This window comes from Acetanaerobacterium sp. MSJ-12 (assembly GCF_018917875.1).
Classification (GTDB): Bacteria; Bacillota; Clostridia; order Oscillospirales; family Ruminococcaceae; genus Bittarella; species Bittarella massiliensis.
On sequence record NZ_JAHLPK010000001.1, the window covers coordinates 127932 to 149659 of the forward strand.

Genomic DNA, 21728 nt, shown 5'->3' on the forward strand with positions numbered 1-21728 from the left:
GCGCTGCCCGACCTGCGGGCCCGCTGCGAGACGCACCCAAAAAGGCCGCCGGTTCTTGACCGGCGGCCTTTTGTCGATGGCTGTCAAAAGCGGCCCTGTACCCGCATGAAGTGCACGGTGTCCCGCAGGGTCTCCTCCATGGGGCGGGTGTGGTAGCCCAATTCGTCGGCCGCCTTCTGCCAGGAGAAGACGGCGTTTGTCTCCAGCGTGTAGAGGGAGTAGCGGGTGTAGAGGGGCGGGGCCTTGCGGATCTTGTAGTAGAGTTCCGACAGGGGGGCGGTGGCCCGGGCAAACCAGAGGGGCAGGGTGTGGCGGATGGGCTTGCAGCCGGTGGCCAGGTGGCAGCGCTCCAAAAATTCCGGCACGGTGAAATAGCGGTTGGCGAGGATGTAGCACTCCCCCACCCGCCCTCTGTCGGCGGCGGCGACCACCCCGGCGGCCACGTCCCGCACGTCCACGAAGTCGTAGCCGCCCTCCACGCCGGCCAGTAGCTTGCCCCGGGCGCAGTCGGCCACCAGGGCGTTGAGGTGGCCGTGGCCAAAGTCCCAGGGCCCCACGATCCCCGAGGGCTGCACCACCACCGCCGGCAAGCCGTCCTTGGCGGCTTCCAGCACCAGGGAGGTGGCCTCCGCCTTGGTCTTGGCGTAGAGCCCCTCCACCAAGTCGGGGTCGAAGTGGTCGGTCTCCACCACCACCTGCCCCTCCGGCCGCTCGGGGATGGCGTGGACAGAGCTGACATAGACCATCTTCTCCACCCCGTACTGGCGGCAGAAGGCCAGCAGGTTGGCGGTGCCGCCCACGTTGACGTCCCACACCTTCTGCTGGTATTTGGAGGCGATGCTCACGATCCCCGCCGTGTGGATCACCACCCGGCGGCAGGGGCTCTCGGTCTCAAAGAGGGGGTGGAGGCTGGCCGGGCAGCAGATGTCGCCGCGGACGATCTCGATCCCGTCGGGCAGGGGGATAGCCGGGTCGTCCGGCAGGGCCAACCCCCGCACCCATTCGCCCCGTTTGGCCAGCAGCCGCACCACCACGTTGCCCAGGTGGCCATAGGCGCCGGTTACAATGTACAGTGTTTTCATCGCAAGCACCCCTTTCATCTGCTGTTAGTATAGTCCGTCTTTGTGATTAATAGATGGACAATTTGTAAAACGCCCGCCCCTCGGCCAGAGAATCTGGCCGCCGGCTTTTGTGCGTTTTGGCTGTTTTTTTCAGCGTATCTTCTACGCTTCCATCCCCTATACGCGCCCCCGATTCTAAAGTATAATGATTTGGTAAAGCCATATGCCAAGAAATGGAGGAGTCTGCACAATGAGCAAAAAAGTGTTATTTGACTGCGACACCGGCGGAGACGACGCCTGCGCGGTCGCCCTGGCCGTCGCCAGCCCCGAACTGGAGGTGTTGGGTATCACCACCTGCATGGGCAACCAGCCCATCGAAAACACCACCCAGAACACCTTAGAGCTGGTGCGCTACCTGAAAGCCGACATCCCGGTGGCCCGGGGCTCGCAAAACCCTCTGGTCCGCCAGCGCTGGGTCGGCAACCCCGAGGGGCACCGGCTGCCCATCCCCGATTTGAGCGAGGAGGTGGGTCCCCTGCAGGAGAAATCCGCCGTCGAGTTCATGGTGGACGTGCTCCACTCCAGCGAGGAGAAGGTGACCCTCATCCCCCTGGCCCCCCTCACCAACATCGCCAAGCTGATGCTCCAACACCCCGACTTGGTGCGGGAGAAGGTGGAGGAGATCGTCCTCATGGGCGGCGGCATGTATTTCGGCAACACCACCGGCGCAGCCGAGCTCAACTTCTACGCCGACCCCGAGGCGGCCCAGGCCGTCTTCTCCTTTGGGCTGCCGGTGGCCATGTGCGGGCTGGATGTCTGCACAAATGCCTATATCACCCCCGCCGACAACGACAGCTGGAAGGGCTTTGACAACCCCTGTGCCAAGGCGTTTTACAGCATTACCCACCACTCCCTGAACGACGGCTGGGGCGAGTTCCCCGGCGAGCGCACCCTCATCTTCGACACGGTGCCGGTGATCTACCTGTTAAAGCCCGAGCTCTTCACCGCCGTCAAAGCGGACATCCAGATCGAGTGCGCCTCCGACCTCTGCGACGGGATGAGCGTCTGTGACGCCCGCACCGGTCTGCACCAGAGCGACCGCCCCCACATCCACACCGTGGTGTTGGACGTGGACCGCCAGGGCTATGTGGACGCAGTGCGCGAACTGCTGAAAAACGCCTGAGAAAGGGAGGAGAGAAGAGAATGGAACAGAACAAACGCCCCATTATTCTGGACTGCGACCCGGGCACCGACGACGCCATCTGCCTGTTTATGCTGCTGGGGGACGACCGCTTTGACATCAAGGGGATCACCCCGGTCTGCGGCAACAAGCCCCTGTCCTTCTGCGAGAAAAACGCCCTGCAGCTGTGCGAGCTCACCGGCAGGGAGGACATCCCCGTCCTCAAAGGGGCCAGCCAGTCCCTCTTCTGCGGGGAGCGCACTGCCGGCAACGTCCACGGCGCGGGCGGCCTGGGCTCGGTCACCCTGCCGGAGCCCCACAAGCAGGTGGAGGACCAGTACGCCTGGGACTTCATCTACCAGCAGGCGGTGGCCTGCAAGGGCGAGCTGGAGATCGTGGCCATCGGCCCCCTGACCAACGTGGCCAATGCCCTGTTGAAATACCCCAACTTAAAAGACTATGTCAAGCGCATCTCCATCATGGGCGGGGCCAAGGGCCTGGGCAACTGGACGGCCGCGGCCGAGTTCAACATCTGGGCCGACCCCCACGCCGCCAAGATCGTCTTTGCCAGCGGCATCCCCATGGCGATGATGGGGCTGGACATCTGCTTTAAAGCCTATGTCACCGCCGACGATTTGGCGCGCATCCGCGCCGCCGGCGGCCCGGTGGCAGAGGTGGCGGCCGAGCTCATCGGCGAGCGGGTCGGCTACGCCGAGAAGAACGGCCGCCCCGGCGGCATCCTCTGCGACGCAGTGACCGCAGCCTACGTGATGGACGAATCGGTGGTGCAGACGGTGGATGTCCACGTGGATGTGGAGACCCGCGGCATCCTCACCGAGGGCAAGACGGTCATCACCTACAAGCACACCGAGGACCGCCACTTCCCCCCCAACACCAAGATGGGCGAGGATGTGGACCGCCCCCGCTTCATCGATCTGATCGTCAACAGCCTGGCCAATTTAAACCGCTGACATCGAGGGCGGACCCCGGCAGAATGGCGCCGGGGTCCGCCCTTTTTCTCCCCTTGCAGCCCGGGGGGATATCTGGTATACTCGTACTCGAAGAAACGAAGAAAGGCGAGGTAACCACACCGCGAATGAGACTGTTTTGACCTTTGTGCGCAACCACTGAAAACGGACAAAACGCCCTCTCTCAATAGGGGGCCGTTTGGTCACCTGCGCGGCAAAGGGGAAAACAGCACGGTGTGCGGTGGACGCAAGTCCCCCTTTTTTCGCGCGCCCTCTGTCTTTTCCCTCCCTTGCAGATGACCCTGCAAGGGAGGTTTTTCACTTGTCTGAACGAAACGTGCTGGTCTCGATCCGCGGGCTGGCCTATTTTATCGGGGAGCGGCGGCTTCTCGACATCCCCGAACTGACGGTTTTGGCGGGGGACCACATCGGGATCGTGGGGGAGAACGGGTGTGGCAAGACTACCCTCCTCGACCTCATCGCCGGTGTCCGCCAGCCGGAATCCGGCCGGGTGGAGCGGCGGTGCCCCCTGGCCTACTGCCGGCAGTTGGAGGCGGCCGACCCCGCGCAGATGGCCGGCCCGCTGGCCGCCCTGGGGGCGGGGCCCCTGGCCCGCCAGGCAGGCCGCAGCGGCGGCGAGGAGACCCGCGTCAAGCTGGCCGCCGCCCTGGAGGAGGGTGCCCCCCTCCTCCTCTGCGACGAGCCCACCGCCAACCTGGACGAGCGGGGGCAGGCGGAGATCCGCCGCCGGTTGGCAGAGGTGGAGTCGCTGCTGCTGGTCAGCCACGACAGGGCCCTGCTGGACGCCCTCTGCGACACCATTTGGGAGGTTCGGGACGGCCAGGTGAGGGCCTATCCCGGCAACTACGCCGCCTACCGCCGCCAGCGGGCACGGGAGGAGGAGCGGGCCCAGCAGCAGTGGGAGGAGTACACCGGCGAGCGGGCCCGGCTGCTGGCCGCCACCCGCCAGGTCTCCCGCCGGGCCGACGGCGTGAGGAAGGCCCCCAGCCGGATGGGCAATTCCGAGGCCCGCCTCCACAAGCGGGAGGCCACCCAGAAGTCGGCCAAGATCGCCCGCCGCAAAAAGGTGTTGGAGGGCCGCATCGAGCGGATGGAGCGGGTGGAGAAGCCCTTTGAGGCGGACGGCATCGCCCTGCGCATCGACCCGGCCCCGCTGCGGGCCCGCACCGCCCTCACCGCCGCGGATCTGGCGGTGGGTCACGCCGGCGTCCCCCTCTTTGAGGGGGCTTCCTTCACCCTTCCGACCGGCAGCAAAACCGCCCTCATCGGCCCCAACGGGGCGGGCAAGACCACCTTGCTGCGCACCCTGGCGGGGGAGATGGCCCCCCTGGCCGGCGAGTGCCATCTCTCCCCCCAGGCCAAGCTGGGATTTTTGCGCCAGGGGTTTGAACAGCTGGACGAGGGGCGCACCGTCCTCGAAAACGCCCTTGAGGGGGCCCTCCAGTCCCCCACCCTGGTGCGCACGGTGCTGGGGCGGCTCCTCTTTCGGGGGGAGGCGGTCAACAAGCCCCTGGCGGTGCTCAGCGGCGGGGAGCGGATGAAGGTCGCCCTCTGCAAGCTGCTGGTGGGTGGCTGCAACCTCCTCTTTCTGGACGAGCCCACCAACTACTTGGACCTCCCCGCGGTGGAGGCCCTGCAATCCCTGCTCCAGGGATACACCGGGACCCTGTTGCTGGTCAGCCATGACGAGGCGTTTGTGGAGGGGGTGGCCGACCGGCTGCTCTATATCGGCGGGGGCGGCCTCACCGCCTTTGCGGGCGGGCTGGCCGACTGGCGCCGTCAGCAGGAGAGGCCCGCCCGCAGGGCAGGGCAGAGCGCCGCCCTGCGCAAAACGGTGCTGGAGATGCGGTTGAGCCAGCTGGCAGTGGAGATTTCCGCCGCGCCGCTGGAGAGAAAAGCCGCCCTGGAAGAGGCCTACCGGGAGGCGGCGGAGGAACTGCGCGCCCTCAGGGAGGGGGATTGACCCCCCTTTTGCAAAAAGCCATCCCCGGCAGAACATTCTGCCGGGGATGGCTTGCGGTTTGTCAGGAGAGGGAGAAGACAAAGGGATCGAAGTCTGCGGCGCAGTCTTCAGACAGAATCTGAAAATAGATCTGCAGTGCTCCAGGATCCTTTAGGACGGGAAAAACCACTACCCCGGTGGCGGTGACGCCGGGCAAAATGTCGCCGGGAATGACCTCGTAGCGGGCCTCGGCGTTGTGTGTTTCAGCGTACTGGGTCCCCCTTGCACCAGATAGCCGTTCCAGTAGGAGATGCTGGCGCCGCCCGTGTTTTGAATGCGCAGGTAGAGCCGCGTCTCCTCTTTTGCAAATTCGACCTTTTAGACGGTGACCGAACAGCCCTCCTGTGTCTGGTTGAGGGCGGGACTGATTTCTTTGAGGGTGGGGCGGAAGGCGTCTTTGTAGGTGGAGTGGGTCAGACTGGCCGCTGCGAGGTGGGGCAGGTCGGTGCCGGTGTTTTTGGTGGACCAAAACTTCCCGTCAACCAGGAGGATGTCCCCCTCCTCTATCTGCAGGGAGGAGTCGGCGGAGTGGACGGCAATGGGGGAGCTGTACCCTTCGGGGATAAAGAGAAAGAACGATTCGCCGGTATGGCGCTCCAGCGTGCTGATGGCGCGGCCGACCAGCTTGACGTATTTCCCCCGGTAGCCGGCCGGGTCGGCATAGACGCGGGGCAGCTCTGCCGTGTCGATATACTCGCTCCCCTCTTCGGGAAAAGAAAAGGCCTCGCTCTTTTCCCCACAGCCGGTCATCAAAAGGGCCAGGGTGAGACACAACAGGGCGATCAGGTGTTTTTTCACAGGGTTTTCTTCTCTCTGACAAGGGCACTGTCCCGCCGGATCCGGCGGCACCGCGCGGCGCGCTATTTCTGCAAGTTCAGCTCAAAGCGCTCGAAGTACCCCAGCAGCTCCCCCTCCTCGTTTCGCACCGGGTTGATGTAGTAGCGCTGGTTGTCCGGGGTCACCCCCAGGTAGATTTCGTTGCCGTGGTGGCGCAGCTTTTCCACCGCCGCCTCGATGCGCTCCCGCGAGAGCTCCTGGTGGCAGTCAAACAGGGAGCGGCCAATCAGATCCCGGTACCCCCGCACCTGGTAGTAGTGGTATTTGGCGGCCCGGTTCAGGTAGCGGATGACGTGGTCGCAGTCCACAAATACCACCCGGTAGGGGTAGCTGTCGAGAATGGCTTCTAACATTTCCAATTTTTCCATCGTGTGTTCCTCCTTGGATTACAGTGTGGTCACTCCCCGTCCAACAGTTCCCGCAGCATCCGCTCCGGCGCCTCCAAGAAGGCGCGGGTGACCTGGTAGTAGCTGGTCTCCCGATAGGCCGTGGGGCGGATGGCGCCCCCCTCTTCAAAGGAGAGGACGGCGGCGCCGGGCAGGGCCATCAGGATGGGGGAATGGGTGGCGATGATGAACTGGCTGCCCCCTTCGGCCAGCAGGTGGATCTGCCGCAAGAGGGCCAGCTGCCGGGAGGGGGAGAGGGCTGCCTCCGGCTCGTCGAGGAGGTAGAGCCCGCGCGGGGGAAAGCGCCCCAGCACCAGGGAGAGAAAGGCCTCGCCGTGGGACTGGCTGTGCAGGGAGCGCCCCCCGTAGCTGTCAAAGAGGCCGGGGGCACCGATCTCCTCCAGCCGGTCCACCTCGGAGGCCAGGTTGTAAAAGCTCTCCGCCCGCAGAAAGTAGCTGGTTTGGGGGCGGTAGGGTCCTTTGGTCACCGTCAGGCAGCGGTGCAGGGGGGAGTGGGTCTCCTTAGAGACAAAGTGAAAGTTGCGCCCGCCCCCTTCCGGGTTGAGGCCCAGGGCCACGGCCAGCCCTTCTAGTAGGGTGGACTTCCCGGTCCCATTCTCCCCCACAAAATAGGTGACCGGGCGGTGAAAGGCCAGCGCCCCCAGCTCCCGCAGGCAGGGCAGGTCGTTCAAATAGCCGCCCATCTGTCGCAGAGCGGCCCGGTCCAGCGCCACCTCGGTGACAAACAGTTCGTTCACAGCCCTTCCCCCCTTGGGCCCATTATACCCCCTGTCCGCCCTGTTGCGCAATCGCGGCGGGCGGGGCGAAGGGGGTGGAGGGGGTGCAGGCAAAAAAAGAGGGCCCCGTACGGGGCCCTCTTTTCCGATTCGTCCGATTTCAGAAATCAGGCTGCCAAACTTGACCACCCCTTTGGGGGAATGGCCCTGAGCAGTTCCAAACGGCGGTCCTGCTCTTTCTTACGCACACCTGCAAACTCCTTTTTGCATCTGTTGGCAAAGACAAGCTATGGGCGGAGTTTGAAATCAACTGGGGTTGCCTGTCTTTCAGATTTGAGACCTACCCATTGGACAATACCTCCTGTGCGCACTGCACATTTGCCTTGAACGGTGGATAAGGCTCCGTCTTGAAGGGCCTTGGTACACGAATTTCCTCACCTATTATCTGTTTTGGTATACAACCAAAGGAGGTTTGGTACGAAACCCTTTTCTTACCTATAATATATAATTTGACTGCACGAAAATCAATATTTTTGTTGAACAATCCTTCTGTCTGTTTTTTGTGCAAAAAGCAAAAGGACCCCAAAGAGGCCCTTTTGCAGCTGTTTTTTCGTCTAGTCGTCGTAGCCGTTGGGGTTTTGGCTCTGCCACCGCCAGGAGTCGACGCACATCCGCTGGATGTCGTACTCCGCCTCCCACCCCAGCTCGGCCTTGGCCTTGGAGGCGTCGGCCCAGCACTCGGCGATGTCGCCGGCCCGGGGCGGGGCGATCTTGTAGGGGACCTTCTGGCCGCTGGCCTTTTCAAAGGCGTCCACCACCTGCAGCACCGAATAGCCGTTGCCGGTGCCCAGGTTGTAGACGTGCACCCCGGCCTTGCCCGCCAGCTTCTCCACCGCCTTGATGTGGCCCTTGGCCAGGTCCACCACGTGGATGTAGTCGCGCACCCCGGTGCCGTCCACCGTGGGGTAGTTCTCCCCGTACACGTTCAGGTACTGCAGTTTGCCCACCGCCACCTGGGTAATGTAGGGGATCAGGTTGTTGGGGATGCCCTTGGGGTTCTCCCCGATGCGGCCGCTCTCGTGGGCGCCGATGGGGTTGAAGTAGCGGAGGATCACTAGGGAGAAGCGGGGGTCGGCCCGGTAGAGGTCCCGCAAAATCTCCTCAGTCATCAACTTGGTGGCGCCGTAGGGGTTGGTCACCGAGAGGGGAAAATCCTCAGTGATGGGGACGGTGGCCGGCGAGCCGTACACCGTGGCGGAGGAGGAGAACACCAGGGTAAAGACCTGGTACTTTTGCATCAGCTTGAGCAGGTGCAGGGTGCCGGTCAGGTTGTTGTGGTAGTATTCCAGCGGTTTCTCCACCGACTCCCCCACCGCCTTGAGCCCGGCGAAGTGGATGACCCCGTCGAACTGGTGGGCGCGAAAGACCGCCTCGGTGGCGGCGTAGTCCAACAAGTCGACCTGGCAGAACGTCACCTGTTTGCCGGTGATCTCCTGAATGCGCTCCACCACTTTGGGGCTGGCGTTGCAGAGGTTGTCCAGGATCACCACCTCGTGTCCCGCGTTCAGCAGTTCCACGCAGGTGTGGCTTCCGATGTAACCGGCGCCGCCGGTGATCAGCAGTTTCATAAGATGTCCTTCTTTCCCTTTCATCTGGTTTTGGCAGATAGAAAACTGCCTATATTATAATGGGAGAGCAGCGGTTTGTCCAGCCGCCAAAAATGTGAAGAAACCCTGAATAAACGGGCATCCAGAGGGGAAAGCGGGCCTGTCCTATTGAATTTGAGGGGGGCTTAGAGTATAATTGATAAATAAATTTGCCCTTTTTCGTGTAAAAAGACAGTTTGTGGAGGAAAACCATGACAGACCTGACCGAGCAGAGAGAGACAGGATCTCAGGCAGACCCTGCCATTGAGGTTTCTGTGGTCGTCCCCATCTTAAATGAGGAGGCCTACATCGGCCCCTGCATAGAGTCTATTCTGAAGCAGGACTTCCCCCGTGAGCGGATGGAAGTCTTGTTTGTTGATGGCGACTCGGAGGACAAGACCACCGCCATCATCGCCCAGTATCAAGAGAAGTACCCCTTTATCCACTGCCTGCGCAATCCGGGCAGGACGGTGCAGTTGGCCCTCAACATCGGCATCCGCGCCGCTGTGGGGGAGTATATCGTCCGTCTGGACGCCCACTCGGAATACGCCGACGACTACATCTCCCAGTCCATCGCCACCCTCAAAAAGACCGGCGCCGACAACGTGGGCGGCCCGATGATCGCCTGCGGCAAAAACGCGGTGCAGAAGGTGGTGGCGGCCGCCTACCACTCCCCCTTTGCCCTGGGCGGAGGGAAATTTCACATTGCGGACTACGAGGGCTATGTGGACACCGTCTTTCTCGGCGCCTACAAGCGCCAGACCATCCTCGATTTGGGCCTCTACGATGAGGATTTCCCCCGCAGCGAGGACGACGAGTTCAATATGCGGCTGCACGCCCACGGGGGCAAGGTGTACATGACCCCCGCTATCAAGAGCCGCTACTACCCCCGCGACAGCTACCGCAAGGTCTTCAAGCAGTACTACGAGTACGGCGTCTGGAAGGTGGCGGTCATCAAAAAGCACAAAAAACCCGCCCGTCTCTCCCATCTGGTACCCATCAGCTTTGTGCTGTTTATCGCCGTGTTCGGGCTCCTCTCCCTCTTCTTCTCGCCGGCCCGCTGGGTTTTTGGCGGGGTGATGGGCCTCTATCTGCTGCTGGACATCTACTTTTCCTTCTCCAACAAGCGGGTGAAGGGCTTTGTCAACAAGCTGCGGCTGATGTGGGTGCACTTCATCCTCCACATCTCCTATGGACTCGGCTTTTTGCAGGGGATCTTTCAGTTCGCCGGCAAGACCTTTCAGCCGGTCTAGAGGGGATTTGAGGCAGCCAATATAGAGAGGAAGGCGAGAGGATGGGCGAAAGCTATACCTTTACCCCGGAAAAATTGCGGGAGCTCCAGCTAAAGGGGTTGGAGATGGCCCTCTACTTCAAAAAAATATGCGATGAAAACGGGCTGCTCTTTTACTTCTGTGGCGGCTGCTGTATTGGGGCGCTGCGCCACCAGGGGTTCATCCCCTGGGACGACGACGTGGACGTCTTTATGCCCCGCCCCGACTACGAGCGGCTCAAGGAAGTCTGGCCCCAGAAGGCCGACACCCGCCGGTACAGCATCTGCTATCCCACCCGGGAGCGGGTGGACGGCAATCTCTTCATCACCATCAAGGACAACGAGACCACCTATATCAAGCCCTACCAAAAGCAGATGGACATCCCCCACGGGGTGGTGCTGGACATCCTTCCCCTGGACGGCTGTCCCAGCGACCCGGGGAAGCGCAAGCGGCAGAAGTTTTGGGCCCTGCTCTACTCCCTCTACTGCGCCCAGCAGGTGCCCACCAACCATGGCAAGAAGGTGGCGGCGCTGGCGAAGATCGCCCTGACCTGTGTCCCCTTTAAAGGACTTCGCTATAAGCTCTGGAAGCTGGCCGAGCGGAAGATGACCCAGTACCCCATCGCCCAGTGTGAAAAGATCACCGAGCTCTGCGCCGGGCCCCACTACATGCAGAACGAGTACCCCCGGGCGGCCTTTGACAGCGCCGTCTACCGGGAGTTTGAGGGGTACCCCATGCCCCTGCCGGCGGGGTATGACCAGTACCTGACGATCGCCTTTGGCGACTACATGCAGCTGCCCCCCAAAGAAAAACAGGTGGCCCACCACGACTGCCTCTTCTGCGATTTGGAGCACGGTTACCAGCAGTACAAGGGAATTTACTACTGCACGGAGGATTGAATCATGATTTTTGGCGCGATTTTGGCCGGCGGCACCGGCTCCCGGATGAACATTGCGGACATGCCCAAGCAGTTTCTCCCCCTGGGGGACAAGCCCATCATCCTGCACACCCTGGAGAAATTCCTCCTCTGTGACAAGATGGATAGGGTCTACGTGGGGGTCCACCCCGACTGGGTGGGCCACATGCAGGACCTGTTGGAGCGCCAGGTGCCCCAGAGAGAGCGGGTCATCCTGGTCCCCGGCGGGGGAGACCGCAACAGCACCATCTTCAACATCGTCGACAAGATCGAGGCGGACTGGGGCCAGTCGGACGATCACCTCATCATCACCCATGACGCTGTGCGCCCCTTTGTCACCCTGCGCATCCTCGAGGAGAACATCGAGGCCGCCCGCACCTTTGGCGCCTGCGACACGGTGGTCTCTGCGGTGGACACCATCGTCGTCTCCGAAAACGGCGAGACCATCTCCCAGATCCCCGACCGGCGGCTGATGTACCAGGGGCAGACCCCCCAGAGCTTCCGCATCTCCCTGCTCAAAAAGCTCTACCAGAGCCTCAACGAGGAGGAGAAGGCGGTCCTCACCGACGCCTGCAAGATCTGCGTGGTGCGCCAGACCCCGGTGCGGCTGGTGGAGGGGGATGTCTCCAACCTGAAGATCACCACGGTCAGCGACTACAAGATCGCCCAGGCCATGGTGGGGGGACAGGTCGTTGATTAACCACATCTACCAGCTGGTCAGTCCAGGGGTGTTCTCCATCGAGTACGCCTCCACCGACCTGGCGGACAAGGTGATCCTCCGCCCCCAATTCATGGCCCTCTGCCATGCCGATCAGCGGTATTTTCTGGGGCAGCGCAGCCAGGACGTGCTCCGCAAAAAGCTGCCCATGGCCCTGATCCACGAGTGCTGCGGGCGGGTGCTGCAAGACCCCACCGGGACCTTTGCGCCGGGGGCGCGGGTGGTGGCCATCCCCAACAGCCCCCAGAGCCCTGACCCCATCATCTCCGAAAACTACCGGCGGGACAGCCGGTTCCTCTCCAGCGGGTACGACGGCTTTATGCGGGAGTATATCGACCTGCCGGCGGACCGGCTGGTCTCCTGCGACGGGGTGCCCGACCACATTGCCGCCATCACCGAGTTTGTCAGCGTCACCGTCCAGGCGGCCCGCCGGTTTGACCGGCTGGCCCACGCCCGGCGGGACCGCGTCGGCATCTGGGGGGACGGCAGCATGGCCTTTGTGTTGGCCTGCACCCTCCGCTCCCTCTTCCCACAAATCGAGCTGCACGTGGTGGGGAAGAACGCCCGCAAACTGTCCATGTTCTCATTCGTAGGGGCCACCCACTTCGCCGACGACCTGCCGCAGGGCTTCTCGGTGGATCACGCCTTTGAGTGCGCGGGGGGTGAGGGCAGCTACTACGCCATCGACGACATCATCCGCACCATCGAGCCCCAGGGGGCGGTCATCCTGCTGGGTGTCAGCGAGAACAAGGTGGCCATCAACACCCGGGACGTGCTGGAAAAGGGACTCACTTTGGCCGGCAGCAGCCGCTCCGGGCGGGAGGACTTTGTCGAGGCCATCCGCCTGATGGGCGACCCCGCCGTGCAAAACCGCCTCAACCGCATCATCAGCATCGACGACCCGGTCTGCCAGATGGGAGACATCGAGCGGGTCTTTCGCACCGACCTGAACACCCCTTTCAAAACGGTGTTCGAGTGGAGGATGTAAGAGAAACCCGTCCAGGGGAAAGGAGCGTTTGCCAATGGAAGAGGCCACCCCCACCATCAGCATCATCGTGCCCGTCTACAAGGTGGAGGCCTATTTGGACCGGTGTGTGCAGTCCATTCTCAACCAGACTTTTTCCGACTTTGAACTGATTTTGGTGGATGACGGTTCGCCGGACCGCTGCGGTCAGATGTGTGACGCCTACGCGCAGGGAGATCGGCGGGTGCGGGTGATCCACAAAAAAAACGGCGGCTTGAGCGATGCGCGCAACGCGGGGATCGACGCCGCCCGGGGCGAGTATCTGGGCTTTGTGGACAGCGACGACGAGATTGCCCTGGACATGTACGAGAGCCTTCTGCAAGATCTTGTTCAGGCCAAAGCCGATATGGCGGTCTGCGGTCTCTATGACTGCTATGGAGACGTCAAGGTGCCGCAGGACATTCAGCAAGGGCACTTTCTCTACACGGCGGAGGAGGCGGTGGAATACCTTCTCTCCGGGCGGAGTGTGGGACTCTTTGCCGTCAACAAGCTGTATAAGCGCGCCCTGTTTGGCGAAGTCCGCTATCCGGTTGGGCGACTTTATGAGGACGCCTTTGTCATTGTGGACTTGCTGGTTCGGACAGACAGGGTGGTGGTGGACACCGCACCAAAGTATCTCTATCAGCGGCGCCAGGACAGCATCACCATCGGCGCCTTTCAGCCAAAGGTATATGATGTGGTTGCCGCACACGAGCACAATCTGCAGTTGATACGGGAGCACTTCCCCGCGCTGGAAGCGGTGGGGCAGTTTCGCCTCTGGTGGGCGAAAAAGCAGGTGCTAGAGCGCATTTCGCAAGTTGACCCTGCGCACTGGGGCGACTACCGCCGGGAGGTGGGAGAAATCGCCGGCCAGGTGCGCAAAAATCTCCTTTCCATCCTGAAAAATCCTTACAATTCCCGCAATCAGAAGATCGCCTATTTGATGATTGCCGTCGATCCCCGGCTGTTTTTGCGACAGATTGCGAAGAAACGCCGCCAGACGGCGAGGGGATGAGGAGGCGTGTGTTCTCAAATGAAATCCATCTGCCTGGTAAAAGATGATTTGTCGATCTTCGGCGGGAGGGAAAAAATCCTCTCTGTCATGGCCAACGCCCTCTGCAAGGACTACTGTGTTCATGTGGTGGGACTGTGGAATTCCCTGCAGACGCCCCCCTATTTCCCTTTTGACGAGCGGGTGCGCTGCTTTCAAATTTTGGATCACAATGCCCGTGTGCGGGAGGCGCTGACCAAGACCATCTCCCCCCTGCACCGCTATTTGAAGGAACAAAAAATTGACGTGGCCCTCTCGGTTGGGGTCAATACCAATGCCTATTTGTTGGCAGCAGCGGTGGGGACGAAGGTCAAGACTGTCTGCTGCGAGCACTCCAATTTGCAAAACAGCTATTACGGTTGGTTCGGCCATCTCAACCAGTGGTTGTCGGCGCGCTTTGCCGATAAGATAGTGACCCTCACCAAGCAAGATCAGGCGGCCTATCGCAAAAAGTTTCACCTGGGGGAAGAGCGGGTCGACTACAACTACAACTGTATTGACCCCGCCTGGCTGAAAGGGAAAAAGCCCTATGACATGGCATCGAAGAAGCTGCTCTCTGTGGGGCGATTTGACCCGGTGAAAGGGTACCCTCTGCTCGTAGATGTGGCCAAACGGGTACTGCCTGACCACCCTGACTGGCAGTGGCACATCTATGGCGATGGGGAGGAATTCTCCACTGTACAGGAAAAAATTAGAGATCAGGGGTTGGAGAAGCAGTTGATCTTAAAGGGGTCAGTCAAGTCGATGGAGGAGATCTACTCCCAATATGCCGCCGCCGTTCTCACCTCCTATCACGAGGGCCTGCCCATGGTTTTGCTGGAGGCAAAGGCAAACAGCCTCCCCATTGTCAGCTTCGACTGCGCGACCGGGCCGAGAGAGATCGTTCGCGACGGCGTAGACGGCTACCTGGTCCCAGTGGGGGACGTGGAGGGGATGGCAGAGCGGATCGAGCGCTTGGTTGAAGATGAAGAACTTCGCCGTTCTTTTTCAGAGAATAGTCTGCAGAATATAGCTCCATTTTCTCAGGAAGTCGTGATTGAGAAATGGAAGGATATACTGGAGTCTGTGTAGAAATTCCAGTCGATCCAATTGGGAGGGGGGATCATTTGAAAAAGTATCTTCAGTACAGCAGCTTTATAGCCTCTCTGGCGGTATTTGGAATTGGCCATGTGGTTGACCGCTACAACATCATTTTAGTGGGCGTACTGCTCATGCTGTTGAGCAACCTCATCTACGGGTTTGCCAGCGCCAAAAAACGGGTGTTCTTCCTGGTATTCAACTTTACCTTTTTTGTCTTTTTGCTGGGCAGACCGACAGTCTCTATGTTTAGGGGAAATGAATGGTGGTACTTTGAGAGCAGCGCTGTGCACTTTGCCCTCAACGCCTGTTTCCTGTCTCTGATGGCCTTACAGATTGGTACGGCAATGTTTGAAAGGCTGCACAGACCTATTAAAAGGCCGCCCTCCAACCCCCGCTGGGAGGAGAGCAAGAACGAGTCGGTTCAGGTGGTGTCCCTCTGCCTCTTCTATCTGGCAATGTTCTTTTATCTCGTGATGGAGCTGGAGAAGCTCCTCTTTATGCGCGGGAAGGAGTACACAGACTTTTACATTGCGTTTGCCTCGCAGATGCCCTTTTTGGTCCGCTTTTTGTCGGGGCTGATGAAACCGGCCCTCTGCATCTTCCTCAGCACGCTGCCCAAAAAGAGCCGCACAGTGTTCCCCCTGGTCCTGTATGTGCTCTCTGCGGTGCCGATGCTCATCATCGGCGCGAGAAACCCCATTGTCCTCAACCTGCTCTTTGCCCTGCTCTATTACTATATCCGGGATGTGCTGCAAAAGTATCCCCGGGAGAAGTGGATTGGGCGGTTTGAGAAGACGGCCATCGTATTGGCCATCCCCGCGGCCATTATCTTTTTGGCCATGTACAATTTTATCCGGGCCGACGTGCAGGTAGAGCGGATGGGACTGTTTTCCGCCCTGGTCGAACTCATCTACCGGCAAGGGGTGTCCTTTGATGTGCTCTGTATGGCCTTTTTGGCTCTCCCCAATTTGCCGAATGTGGTCCCCAAGTGCTATACTTTTGGCGGGTTTATTGACGAGTTTCAGCATGGCACCATTGCACAGGCCCTATTTGGCGCCACCCCGTTGGGGGAGAGCAACAGTGTCTACAAGGCCGTGTACGGAAACAGTTTTGCCCACAGTATGTCCTATGTGGCCAAAGACACCTATCTAGAGGGCGAGGGTTGGGGCTCCTCTTATATTTTAGAGACCTATGCCGACTTTGACTACGTTGGAATGTTCTTGTTTGGCATTCTGCTCGGCGTTGCCCTGGGATATCTGGTGTACCTCATCTACCAGGGTGGCTTTCGCTCTGTCTTGGGCTGGATGGCCGCCACAACTCTGTTTTTGGTCCCCCGCGATTCTGCCACGGGCTGGATAGAGTTTATCATCACTCCGCGGTTTTGGGTAGCGGTGGTATTTTGCTATATTGTAGGAAGTTTATGTGCGAAGTCGTATCGCCAGCTGCCACATATGCAGGCAGAGTATTTGACAAATAGGAGGAAAGACACGAGATGTTTGAGAGATTCGGCTTGAAAGATGCGTTTTATACCATCTGGAAGCACAAGCTTCTGATCATTGCGATCGCCCTAGTGACTGGACTGCTGGGCGGTCTGGCCCTATCCGGCAACCCCAAGCGGGTCACGGGGCAGACAGTGCCCGGCCAGTACAACGAGACCATCACCTATTACGTAAAGCTCAGCGATAGGGCCTACCAGAGCAAGGGCTTGTCGACCTCCTCCCTAAGCGCAATGCAATTGGACTATACCAAGAGCTATACTGCCATTCTGACTTCTGATGTCTGCCTTGATTACGTGGTTACCTCTGCCGAGGAAATTGTGGGCAAAGAGAAGATGGAAAAGCAGCTCCGCGCTGTCAACCCCGACGGGGCGGTAGAGAAACACCAGGCCCTGAAAAATCTGGTGAAAGTCGAGCAGGTCAAAGACAGCTATCTGATCACCGTTTCCATCACTTCGGTGGATACCGATTTTGTCAAGGCGGTTTCTCAGGGGTATTACAACTATGTCAACCAGGCGAACAACGACTTTGACTTTGCCCAGCTGCAACACATCAAAACGGTAAAATCGGACAGTGAGACGCTGCAACTTCGCGAAAAGAGCAACGCCTTTAGCAAGACGGGGTTTGTTAAATATACCGTGGTCTTTGGCATTGCCGGTGCCGCAGTTGCAATCATTGCCGTGATGGGCATCGCCCTGTTCTTCCCGACAATCAACCGCAAAAGCGATTTTCAGATGTATGACGTGCCTGTATTGGGAGAATTGCCCAAGTTGAAGGGCGACAGAGGAGGGGTTTGAGATGGCACAGAGACGCGTCCGCCTGACCAGAGAGGAAAAACTGGCAGAGAGCAGGCAGTTTGCCGCCAACCAGATTTTGCAGTTTTACCGGGAGAAGGAGGCGCGCTGTCTAGCGGTCACCACCAGCACTCGGCTGCAAAGCGAGAAAGAGCAGGTTTTCCTCGACCTGGGAGAGCGGTTGGAGAGTCAGGGCGTTCGCCTGATTCGATTCACCGACGGGAAGGAGTCGCTGGCTCAACCCGTTCCCAGTGTCGAGCAGATCGCCGATTTGGCGGAATTAAAGCAGTTCTTGGCAGAGAATGCGGAGACCTGCTATCTGTTGGATGTCCCACCCCTCTCCCTCTTTGCCAATGCGGTAGAGGCTGCCCGCCTGACAGACGGGGTCGTCTTCATCGAAAAGTACGGTTCGACCAAGCACGATTCGTTCGAGCGCTGCCTGGCCCTGCTGAAACAGGAAGCCGTTCAGGTGTGTGGAGTCGTCACCTACCGATGACCGTTTTGGTACAGAGAGAAGGCGGTGCAGTGTGAGATCAAAAAATTCATTTGTCAATATTCTTGTCAGTTGCTTTTCTTATGTCTTTTTAATGCTCAACTCATTTCTCACCCGGGCGGTGTTTTCCCGCCAGCTGGGATTGAGCATTGCAGGCATTGAGGGGATGTTTCTAAACGTCGTCTCCATGTTGGGCATTGTCGAAATGGGGATCGGAACCGGCATTGTCTACAAGCTGTACAAACCCATTGCGGAAAAGAACTATTCCCAGATTGCCGTTTTGCTGAAGTTTTATAAAAAGGCATACAGCATCATCGCCTCGGTGGTTTTGGGCTGTGGGTTTGTCGCCGCCTTTATCGTCCCCTTCCTGGTGACCGAGGACTACTCGAAGCCCTGGCTGGGCGCCATGTTCATGATGTACGTTTTTGACGTACTGGCGTCCTATCTCTTCGCTCACAAGCGGGCCATGTTCATTGCCGATCAGAAAAACTACGTCAACACCCTGGCGCACACAGGGGGCCAGCTGGTCTCCTGTATCCTTCAAGTGACCAGTTTGACCCTGTTTCACTCCTATTTCCTCTATCTGATCATTAAGGTGACCTGCACGGCTCTAGAGAACGTCTTCATTGCCCTCTGGTACCGCAAACACTACCCGCACATCGACCTCAAGACCACAGTGGAGATGGATGAAAGAGAGCGCAAAGGGCTTTTCAAAAACATCAAGGCGCTTCTCTTCCACAAAATTGGCGGATTCAGTCTCAACTCCACCTCCAGTATGATCATCATCAATGGCGCCGGCAGTCTTGCCAGCGGCCTGTACAGCAACTACATGATGATCGTCAATGGGCTGTTTCGCATCTCCGATCAGGTGTTCACCGGCATCATCGCCAGCTTTGGCAACCTGATGAATACTACCTCAACAGAAAAGTCCTATAAAAACTTTAAATCCCTCTACTTTATGAATTATCTCATCTACTCCTTCTTCACCGTCTCCTTCTTTACCCTGGCGACTCCCTTTGTCCGCCTTTGGATCGGGGAGAACGGCGTCTTTCCCCTCGACACGTTGGCCCTGCTCACCCTGTATTTTTACATTATGGGAATGCGGCAGTCGGTGCAGATGGTCCGCACCAGTGCGGGGATTTACCGGCCCGATCAGTACCTGCCCCTGGTCGAGGCGGCCATCAACGTCATTATGGGTATCATCCTGGTCAAGCCCTTTGGGGTCAACGGGGTGCTGATGGCAAACCTCATCGAGATGTTCATCATCCCTTTCTGGACTCATCCCTATATCATCTACAAAAATGTCTTTTTCCAAAGCGTCAAGACCTATTATCAGAGATATGTGCTCTATGCGGGCATTACCTTTGGCTCGCTGTTGGCGACACAGGGTCTTTGTTCCCTCCTGCCTGCCATGGGACGGTTTGTGACCCTAGTCGTCTATGCAGTTATCTGTCTGCTCGTCCCCAATGTTATCAACCTGGCTTTGTTTTATAGGACAGACGAGTTCCAGTATCTGTTCCGCACGACCACAGGGTTGCTCTCCCAGTTCAAAGAGGCGCTGAAAAAGAGAAAGCAGTCTGCTTAAGAGTGTACTTTCCCCAAAATAAAAAACTGGCCGTCGCCATGGCGACGGCCAGTTTTTTATTTGAAAGGATTTACAGAATGATGCTCTCCCCGGTCATCTCTTCGGGCTGGGGCAGCTCCAAAATCTTTAACATGGTGGGAGCGATGTCCGCCAGGCGGCCGCTCTCCCGCAGCTTGCAGTCGCCGCAGCCAATCACCGCAAAGGGCACCGGGTTGGTGGTGTGGGCGGTGAAGGGGGACCCGTCGGTGTCGTAGAGCTTATCGGCATTGCCGTGATCGGCAGTCAGCAGCACCGCGCCGCCCTTTTGCAGAATGGCGTCCACCAGCTGGCCCACGCCGTCGTCCACCGCCTCGACCGCCTTGACGGCCGCGTCGAAGACACCGGTGTGGCCGACCATGTCGCAGTTGGCGTAGTTGAGGATGATCACGTCGTACTTGTCCGAGGCGATCCGGGCCAGGGCCTCTTTGGTGACCTCCGGCTCACTCATCTCGGGCTGCAGGTCGTAGGTGGCGACCTTGGGCGAGTTGATCAGGGCCCGGTCCTCCCCTTCACAGACCTTTTCCACTCCGCCGTTGAAGAAGAAGGTGACGTGGGCGTACTTCTCGGTCTCGGCGATCCGCAGCTGGGTCAGCCCCTTCTGGGAGATGTACTCGCCAAAGGTGTTGGCCAGAGACTGGGGCTTAAAGGCCACATGGACCCCGGGCATGGTGGCGTCGTACTGGGTCATGCAGACGTAGTAGAGGGGGAAGCAGCCCTTGGCGCGGGCAAAGCCGTCAAATTTCTCGTCCACCAGGGTGCGGGTGATCTCCCGCGCCCGGTCGGGGCGGAAGTTGAAGAAGATCACCGAGTCGTCGGCGTTCATCCCGGTGTAGCCGGTGCAGACGGCGGGCACCACGAACTCGTCGGTCACCTCGCCCTTGTAGGAGTTGGGCATCACTTCCAGGGCGTCGGCGGCGACCCCTTTGGCGTCCACCATGGCCTGGTAGGCCTTCTCCACCCGCTCCCAGCGGTTGTCGCGGTCCATGGCGTAGTAGCGGCCCATGATGGTGGCGATCTTGCCCACGCCGATTTCCCGCAGCTTCTCGTCCAGGACCTTCACGTAGTCAGCGCCGGAGGAGGGGGGCACGTCCCGCCCGTCCATGAAGCAGTGGACCCAGACCTCTTTGAGGCCCTTCTTCTTGGCCAGCTCGATGATGGCGTAGAGGTGCTCGTTGTGGCTGTGGACCCCGCCGTCCGAGAGCAGCCCCATCACGTGCAGGGCGCTGCCCTTTTGCAGGCAGTTGTCCATAGCGCCCACCAGGGCCTCGTTTTCAAAGAAGTCGCCGTCGGCGATGGACTTGGTGATCCGGGTCAGCTCCTGGTAGACGATCCGCCCGGCGCCGATGTTGGTGTGTCCCACCTCGCTGTTGCCCATCTGCCCGTCCGGCAGGCCCACGTCCATGCCGGAGGCGCCGATCTCGGTGGTGGGATAGGTGGAGAAGATCTTGTCCAGGTTGGGGGTCTTGGCGGCTTTGATGGCGTTGCCGTAATCGCTGCCGTTGATGCCAAAGCCGTCCATGATGATGAGGGCCAGAGGTTTTTTCATAGTTGCGCTCCTTTTCAATGGATTGCGGCCGCGCCGACGGCGCGGCCGCAATCCGCTCTTTGTTGCTTTCCCTGTGGGGGATCTATTTGCTGGCGGCCTCCACGATCTGGCTGAAGGCGTCGGCCTTCAGGGAGGCGCCGCCGATCAGGCCGCCGTCCACGTCGGGCTGGGCCAGCAGTTCAGCGGCGTTGCCGGCGTTCATCGAGCCGCCGTACTGCACCACCAGGTGGCTGGCGGCCTCTTCGCCGTAGAGCCCGGCCACGGTGGCGCGGATGACGGCGCAGACCTCGCCGGCCTGCTCGGCAGTGGCGGTCTTGCCGGTGCCGATGGCCCAGACCGGCTCGTAGGCGATGATGATGGACCGCAGGCCCTCGGCGTCGATCCCCTGCAGGGCGACTTTGGTCTGCAGCGCCACCACCTCGGCGGTGATGCCCTGCTCCCTTTGGGCCAGCAGCTCGCCCACGCAGACGATGGGCTTCAGCCCGGCGGCCAGGGCAGCCTTGGTGCGCAGGTTGACCGTCTCGTCGGTCTCGGCAAAGTACTGGCGGCGCTCGCTGTGGCCCAGCACTACGTACTCGACCCCCATCTCGGCGAGCATGTCCGCGGCGATTTCGCCAGTGAAGGCGCCTGACTTCTCAAAGTGGCAGTTCTGGGCGCCCACCTTGACGTTGGTGCCGGCGGTGGCGGCCAGGGCGGTCTCCAAATCGGTGAAGGGCACGCAGACCACCACGCCGCAGTCGGCGCCTTTCACCAGGGGGCAGAGCTCCTCCAACAGGGCCTTGGCCTCGGCGCGGTTTTTGTTCATCTTCCAGTTCCCGGCGATGACCGGGGTGCGCAGGTTCTTATTCATACAGCAAATTCCTTTCTGGCGGTTTCCCTCTGTGAAAATGGCACGAAG

At 59.9% G+C, this 21728-nt stretch carries 20 protein-coding genes; 13 read left to right on the top strand and 7 right to left on the bottom strand.

Going from position 1 to position 21728, the window contains the following annotated elements:
* Positions 1-83: 83 nt before the first annotated feature.
* Positions 84-1082: an NAD-dependent epimerase/dehydratase family protein gene (locus tag KQI11_RS00590; RefSeq protein ID WP_216400701.1), complete on the bottom strand. Its 999-nt coding sequence runs from the start codon at positions 1080-1082 to the stop codon at positions 84-86.
* Positions 1083-1311: 229 nt separating this feature from the next.
* Here KQI11_RS00590 and KQI11_RS00595 point away from each other — a divergent pair, with 229 nt between their 5' ends.
* From KQI11_RS00595 to abc-f, 3 genes are all read left to right on the top strand, one after another.
* Positions 1312-2244, top strand: coding sequence for a nucleoside hydrolase (locus tag KQI11_RS00595; protein ID WP_216400702.1), 933 nt, complete (start codon positions 1312-1314; stop codon positions 2242-2244).
* A 20-nt stretch (positions 2245-2264) separates the two neighbouring features.
* Complete coding sequence (locus KQI11_RS00600) at positions 2265-3212, top strand: nucleoside hydrolase (protein ID WP_216400703.1); 948 nt, start codon at positions 2265-2267, stop codon at positions 3210-3212.
* Positions 3213-3531: 319 nt separating this feature from the next.
* Positions 3532-5193, top strand: coding sequence for a ribosomal protection-like ABC-F family protein (gene abc-f, locus KQI11_RS00605; protein ID WP_216400704.1), 1662 nt, complete (start codon positions 3532-3534; stop codon positions 5191-5193).
* Positions 5194-5550: 357 nt separating this feature from the next.
* Here the strand turns inward: abc-f and KQI11_RS00610 are convergent, their stop codons facing one another.
* The 4 genes from KQI11_RS00610 to galE form a co-directional block, all read right to left on the bottom strand.
* Positions 5551-6030 carry a hypothetical protein gene (locus KQI11_RS00610; RefSeq protein ID WP_216400705.1) on the bottom strand — a complete coding sequence of 160 codons (480 nt, stop codon included), beginning with the start codon at positions 6028-6030 and terminating at the stop codon, positions 5551-5553.
* Between the two features lie 62 nt (positions 6031-6092).
* Entirely contained in the window at positions 6093-6437 is a 345-nt protein-coding gene (locus KQI11_RS00615; RefSeq protein ID WP_185915434.1) for a PAS domain-containing protein, read from the bottom strand.
* 29 nt (positions 6438-6466) lie between these two features.
* A complete protein-coding gene (locus tag KQI11_RS00620) occupies positions 6467-7159 on the bottom strand; it encodes an AAA family ATPase (RefSeq protein ID WP_216400903.1) in 693 nt (230 codons plus the stop codon).
* A gap of 647 nt (positions 7160-7806) precedes the next feature.
* On the bottom strand, positions 7807-8820 hold the full coding sequence (gene galE / locus KQI11_RS00625) for a UDP-glucose 4-epimerase GalE (RefSeq protein WP_216400706.1): 1014 nt from the start codon (positions 8818-8820) through the stop codon (positions 7807-7809).
* A gap of 230 nt (positions 8821-9050) precedes the next feature.
* Between galE and KQI11_RS00630 the strand changes: the two genes are divergently transcribed.
* The 10 genes from KQI11_RS00630 (at position 9051) to KQI11_RS00675 (ending at position 19245) form a co-directional block, all read left to right on the top strand.
* Entirely contained in the window at positions 9051-10091 is a 1041-nt protein-coding gene (locus tag KQI11_RS00630; protein ID WP_216400707.1) for a glycosyltransferase family 2 protein, read from the top strand.
* Positions 10092-10132: 41 nt separating this feature from the next.
* Entirely contained in the window at positions 10133-11008 is an 876-nt protein-coding gene (locus tag KQI11_RS00635) for a LicD family protein (protein ID WP_216400708.1), read from the top strand.
* A 3-nt stretch (positions 11009-11011) separates the two neighbouring features.
* A complete protein-coding gene (locus KQI11_RS00640) occupies positions 11012-11725 on the top strand; it encodes an IspD/TarI family cytidylyltransferase (RefSeq protein WP_216400709.1) in 714 nt (237 codons plus the stop codon).
* Positions 11718-12731, top strand: coding sequence for a zinc-binding dehydrogenase (locus KQI11_RS00645; protein WP_216400710.1), 1014 nt, complete (start codon positions 11718-11720; stop codon positions 12729-12731). The genes KQI11_RS00640 and KQI11_RS00645 overlap by 8 nt, the downstream gene beginning before the upstream one ends.
* Before the next feature lie 34 nt (positions 12732-12765).
* Entirely contained in the window at positions 12766-13761 is a 996-nt protein-coding gene (locus tag KQI11_RS00650) for a glycosyltransferase family 2 protein (RefSeq protein WP_216400711.1), read from the top strand.
* Positions 13762-13779: 18 nt separating this feature from the next.
* On the top strand, positions 13780-14868 hold the full coding sequence (locus tag KQI11_RS00655) for a glycosyltransferase family 4 protein (protein WP_216400712.1): 1089 nt from the start codon (positions 13780-13782) through the stop codon (positions 14866-14868).
* Positions 14841-16391 carry an O-antigen polysaccharide polymerase Wzy family protein gene (locus KQI11_RS00660; RefSeq protein WP_216400713.1) on the top strand — a complete coding sequence of 517 codons (1551 nt, stop codon included), beginning with the start codon at positions 14841-14843 and terminating at the stop codon, positions 16389-16391. Before KQI11_RS00655 ends, KQI11_RS00660 begins: the two co-directional genes overlap by 28 nt.
* The gene (locus KQI11_RS00665) at positions 16370-17170 is read left to right on the top strand and encodes a GumC domain-containing protein (RefSeq protein ID WP_185915443.1); all 801 of its coding nucleotides are present in this window, start codon (positions 16370-16372) and stop codon (positions 17168-17170) included. Before KQI11_RS00660 ends, KQI11_RS00665 begins: the two co-directional genes overlap by 22 nt.
* A gap of 1 nt (position 17171) precedes the next feature.
* Complete coding sequence (locus tag KQI11_RS00670; protein WP_216400714.1) at positions 17172-17663, top strand: P-loop NTPase family protein; 492 nt, start codon at positions 17172-17174, stop codon at positions 17661-17663.
* A gap of 163 nt (positions 17664-17826) precedes the next feature.
* The gene (locus KQI11_RS00675) at positions 17827-19245 is read left to right on the top strand and encodes a lipopolysaccharide biosynthesis protein (protein WP_216400715.1); all 1419 of its coding nucleotides are present in this window, start codon (positions 17827-17829) and stop codon (positions 19243-19245) included.
* A 70-nt stretch (positions 19246-19315) separates the two neighbouring features.
* Here the strand turns inward: KQI11_RS00675 and gpmI are convergent, their stop codons facing one another.
* Positions 19316-20830 (bottom strand): 2,3-bisphosphoglycerate-independent phosphoglycerate mutase, encoded by a 1515-nt coding sequence (gpmI, locus tag KQI11_RS00680; RefSeq protein ID WP_216400716.1) that lies wholly within the window; start codon positions 20828-20830, stop codon positions 19316-19318.
* Between the two features lie 82 nt (positions 20831-20912).
* Positions 20913-21680 (bottom strand): triose-phosphate isomerase, encoded by a 768-nt coding sequence (gene tpiA / locus KQI11_RS00685; RefSeq protein WP_216400717.1) that lies wholly within the window; start codon positions 21678-21680, stop codon positions 20913-20915.
* Between the last annotated feature and the right edge of the window lie 48 nt (positions 21681-21728).

What these genes read in the sequence shown, in the direction of transcription:
- gpmI (WP_216400716.1), bottom strand. Translation starts at nt 20,830, where the DNA reads ATGAAAAAACCTCTGGCCCTCATCATCATGGACGGCTTTGGCATCAAC.
- KQI11_RS00655 (WP_216400712.1), top strand. Translation starts at nt 13,780, where the DNA reads ATGAAATCCATCTGCCTGGTAAAAGATGATTTGTCGATCTTCGGCGGG.
- KQI11_RS00600 (WP_216400703.1), top strand. Translation starts at nt 2,265, where the DNA reads ATGGAACAGAACAAACGCCCCATTATTCTGGACTGCGACCCGGGCACC.
- KQI11_RS00630 (WP_216400707.1), top strand. Translation starts at nt 9,051, where the DNA reads ATGACAGACCTGACCGAGCAGAGAGAGACAGGATCTCAGGCAGACCCT.
- KQI11_RS00620 (WP_216400903.1), bottom strand. Translation starts at nt 7,159, where the DNA reads ATGGGCGGCTATTTGAACGACCTGCCCTGCCTGCGGGAGCTGGGGGCG.
- KQI11_RS00660 (WP_216400713.1), top strand. Translation starts at nt 14,841, where the DNA reads ATGGAAGGATATACTGGAGTCTGTGTAGAAATTCCAGTCGATCCAATT.
- tpiA (WP_216400717.1), bottom strand. Translation starts at nt 21,680, where the DNA reads ATGAATAAGAACCTGCGCACCCCGGTCATCGCCGGGAACTGGAAGATG.
- KQI11_RS00595 (WP_216400702.1), top strand. Translation starts at nt 1,312, where the DNA reads ATGAGCAAAAAAGTGTTATTTGACTGCGACACCGGCGGAGACGACGCC.
- KQI11_RS00665 (WP_185915443.1), top strand. Translation starts at nt 16,370, where the DNA reads ATGTTTGAGAGATTCGGCTTGAAAGATGCGTTTTATACCATCTGGAAG.
- KQI11_RS00640 (WP_216400709.1), top strand. Translation starts at nt 11,012, where the DNA reads ATGATTTTTGGCGCGATTTTGGCCGGCGGCACCGGCTCCCGGATGAAC.
- KQI11_RS00635 (WP_216400708.1), top strand. Translation starts at nt 10,133, where the DNA reads ATGGGCGAAAGCTATACCTTTACCCCGGAAAAATTGCGGGAGCTCCAG.
- KQI11_RS00590 (WP_216400701.1), bottom strand. Translation starts at nt 1,082, where the DNA reads ATGAAAACACTGTACATTGTAACCGGCGCCTATGGCCACCTGGGCAAC.
- KQI11_RS00670 (WP_216400714.1), top strand. Translation starts at nt 17,172, where the DNA reads ATGGCACAGAGACGCGTCCGCCTGACCAGAGAGGAAAAACTGGCAGAG.
- KQI11_RS00650 (WP_216400711.1), top strand. Translation starts at nt 12,766, where the DNA reads ATGGAAGAGGCCACCCCCACCATCAGCATCATCGTGCCCGTCTACAAG.
- KQI11_RS00675 (WP_216400715.1), top strand. Translation starts at nt 17,827, where the DNA reads ATGTTTCTAAACGTCGTCTCCATGTTGGGCATTGTCGAAATGGGGATC.
- galE (WP_216400706.1), bottom strand. Translation starts at nt 8,820, where the DNA reads ATGAAACTGCTGATCACCGGCGGCGCCGGTTACATCGGAAGCCACACC.
- KQI11_RS00615 (WP_185915434.1), bottom strand. Translation starts at nt 6,437, where the DNA reads ATGGAAAAATTGGAAATGTTAGAAGCCATTCTCGACAGCTACCCCTAC.